A 2,615-nucleotide genomic window follows, 5' to 3' on the forward strand; every position below is an offset into this window, starting at 1 on the left:
CCTTCTCCATTCCCTTTCTCCCTTTCTCGTTCTCCTATCCGTTCCCCGCCTCGTTTCCCCGTCTCCGTTCCCCGGTCCATTCCGCTCTCCGGAGATTTCATATGTCTTCCCTGGCGTGGGGTTTCCGTGCCTGGTGCAGGTCGTTAGGCCGGGCGTCAGCATTTCCTCCGGTGACAGCAGTCGCCGAAGAAAGGAACACGATGAAGTCCCTCAAGGCCGCCGCTGTCGTCGCCGGGTCTCTGGCCATCGCCGGCTCCGCCGTGCCCGCGTTCGCCCAAGACGCCGCCGACCTCTCGCCCAGCAGCCTCGGCAACGCCGTGAACGCGCTCACCGCGGAGCCCGCCAACGTCCTGCCGTCGAAGGACCAGTCGAAGGCGCTCGACACCGAGAACAAGGAATCCGTGCTGCACACCGTGAAGGAAGCGACCACCGAGTTGAACTCCAAGGGCGGACTGCTCGGCGGCCTCCCGCTGGGTGGCTGACCCGCGCCCCGGCGCCGGCGGCCGGTGCTCCGTGTGGCCCTGCGTGGTGACCGCGGGGCCCGCCGTCCGGTTAGCCCTATGGATCACCGGACCGGACGAGGAGCGAGTCATGATCGTCAACGTGGGCGGAGCAGGGGTCGGCGCGGAGCGGCGGGAGCCGCCGGACCCCGCCAGAGGCGGACCCGCACCCGGATCCGAAACCGCACCCGGACACGGAACGCGGCGCCGGATGATGCGGGGACTGCTCGCCCCGGCCCTAGCCCTGACACTGGCGCCCCTGGTCGGGGCATCCCGGCCCTCCCCGGTGTCAGACTCCGCCGAGGACACCGGGAGCACCGGGCCCGCGCGCCCCGAGCCGCACGCGGCCGAGCCGGCCGCCGGCGCCGCGTTCGACGAGACCTACCGGGGCCGCCGCATCCGGGGCAGCAGGGCTGCCGCGGGGCACGCCGTCGGGGCTGCCCTCTGGCACGTCACGGTGGACGGCCGCCCGCTGCACCTGATGCGCAGGGCCGACGGCGGCTGGCTGAGCATGGTCGACCACTACCGGTCGTACCCCACCCCTCTCGCCGCGGCCCGCGGCGCCGTCGACGAACTCGCCCCCGGCGAACACCTGCGCGACGCGCCGGCCGGTGACGACCGACACCACTCCGGGGGGCGCCATGGCGTACACGCGTAAGGACGTCAGCACGCTGACCCGCAGCGAGAAGCGGCGGTTCGTCGACGCGCTGCTGGAGACGAAACGGCGCGGTGAGTACGACGAGTTCGTACGCACCCACATCGCGTACTACGTCTCCGACGGCGAGAACGGACTGCGTACGGCCCACATGGCTCCTTCCTTCCTGCCCTGGCACCGCAGGTTCCTGCTGGACCTGGAAGAGGCGCTGCGCCGGATCGACTCGTCGGTGACGGTGCCGTACTGGGACTGGACGAAGGACCGGACCACGTCGTCCGCGCCCTGGACCGCCGACCTTCTCGGGGGCACCGGGCGGCGCTCGGACCGCCGGGTCACCACCGGGCCGTTCGCCCGCGCCGGGGGCAACTGGACCATCAAGGTGAACGTCACCGACACCGACTACCTCACCCGGGACCTCGGACGCGCCGCGAACCCCATCGGCCTGCCGGCCAAGAGCGATGTGGAGTGGGCGCTCGACGACCCGGTGTACGACACCGCACCCTGGGACTCCACGGTCCGCAGGGGTTTCCGGAACAAGCTGGAGGGGTGGGGGACCGGCCGCGGCAGCGTCTCGTGGCGCAACCACAACCGGGTGCACCGCTGGGTCGGCGGGGCCATGGTCGGTGGTGCGTCCGTCAACGATCCGGTGTTCTGGCTGCATCACGCCTTCGTCGACCTCCAGTGGTCCCGCTGGCAGGCCCGGCACCGCGACACCCGCTACCTGCCCGCCGAACCGCCCGGCGACGGGAGCGCGCAGCACGGCCGGATCGTCGCGCGGCACGAGAGGCTGCCGCCGTGGGACGTGACGCCGGACGATCTTGACGACCACAGCAGGATCTACCGGTACGCCTGAGCGAGCGAGCGAGCGACGCGGGCGCGGACGTAGACGTAGACGTAGACACGGAAGAGCCCCGACTGGGAAGGTCGGGGCTCTTCTGGTGCCTACGGGACTCAGCGGCCGTGGCCGCCGTTCTTGCCGTCCTCGCTGTGCTTGTCGTTCTTCTCGACGTCACCGTTCACGCAGGTGTTGCCGAAGGCCGGGTTCAGCAGGCCGATCACATTGATGGTGTTGCCGCACACATTGACCGGCACGTTGACCGGGACCTGGAGGGCGTTGCCGGACAGGACGCCGGGCGAGCCGACGGCCGTGGCTTCGGCGCCCGCGTCCGCCATGGCCAGGCCGGTGCCGCTGAGCATCACGGCACCGGTGCCCAGGGCGACGCCGGCGGCCTTCGCGATGCGAGACATCACGTTCTCCTTCTGAGTCGAGGAGTACGGCAGCAGGACGCGCCACCGCACTGCTGGCCCAACGCGACGGGTCGGAGAGGGGTCACGGGGAGAATGTGAGAATCACCCTTTTTGGGCCGGAGGGGTGGGGTGAGGGCCTCTGAGGCGGAACCGCAGGCAGAAGTGGAGGCGGAGGCGGGGGCGCAGGCGGGGGCGGAAAACCGTTCCCCTCC

Annotated in this window: 4 protein-coding genes; 3 read left to right on the forward strand and 1 reads right to left on the reverse strand. The window is 70.9% G+C overall.

All coding sequences use genetic code 11. From position 1 onward, the window contains the following. The first annotated feature begins 200 nt into the window (after positions 1-200). The 3 genes from ABEA26_RS35690 to ABEA26_RS35700 all read left to right on the forward strand — a co-directional run bounded on the left by ABEA26_RS35690 (position 201) and on the right by ABEA26_RS35700 (position 2,008). Positions 201-482, forward strand: coding sequence for a hypothetical protein (locus ABEA26_RS35690; protein ID WP_345598191.1), 282 nt, complete (start codon positions 201-203; stop codon positions 480-482). Between the two features lie 109 nt (positions 483-591). Next, the gene (locus tag ABEA26_RS35695; RefSeq protein WP_345598193.1) at positions 592-1,158 is read left to right on the forward strand and encodes a tyrosinase family oxidase copper chaperone; all 567 of its coding nucleotides are present in this window, start codon (positions 592-594) and stop codon (positions 1,156-1,158) included. Next, entirely contained in the window at positions 1,142-2,008 is an 867-nt protein-coding gene (locus ABEA26_RS35700; RefSeq protein ID WP_345598194.1) for a tyrosinase family protein, read from the forward strand. The genes ABEA26_RS35695 and ABEA26_RS35700 overlap by 17 nt, the downstream gene beginning before the upstream one ends. A 98-nt stretch (positions 2,009-2,106) precedes the next feature. Here ABEA26_RS35700 and ABEA26_RS35705 read toward each other — a convergent pair whose 3' ends face one another. Further along, positions 2,107-2,403 carry a chaplin gene (locus tag ABEA26_RS35705; protein ID WP_345598196.1) on the reverse strand — a complete coding sequence of 99 codons (297 nt, stop codon included), beginning with the start codon at positions 2,401-2,403 and terminating at the stop codon, positions 2,107-2,109. Positions 2,404-2,615 lie beyond the last annotated feature (212 nt).

Origin of the sequence: Streptomyces marokkonensis, from assembly GCF_039539045.1 — a bacterium.
In the GTDB taxonomy this organism is placed as follows: Bacteria; Actinomycetota; Actinomycetes; order Streptomycetales; family Streptomycetaceae; genus Streptomyces; species Streptomyces marokkonensis.

What these genes read in the sequence shown, in the direction of transcription:
- ABEA26_RS35700 (WP_345598194.1), top strand. Translation starts at nt 1,142, where the DNA reads ATGGCGTACACGCGTAAGGACGTCAGCACGCTGACCCGCAGCGAGAAG.
- ABEA26_RS35695 (WP_345598193.1), top strand. Translation starts at nt 592, where the DNA reads ATGATCGTCAACGTGGGCGGAGCAGGGGTCGGCGCGGAGCGGCGGGAG.
- ABEA26_RS35705 (WP_345598196.1), bottom strand. Translation starts at nt 2,403, where the DNA reads ATGTCTCGCATCGCGAAGGCCGCCGGCGTCGCCCTGGGCACCGGTGCC.
- ABEA26_RS35690 (WP_345598191.1), top strand. Translation starts at nt 201, where the DNA reads ATGAAGTCCCTCAAGGCCGCCGCTGTCGTCGCCGGGTCTCTGGCCATC.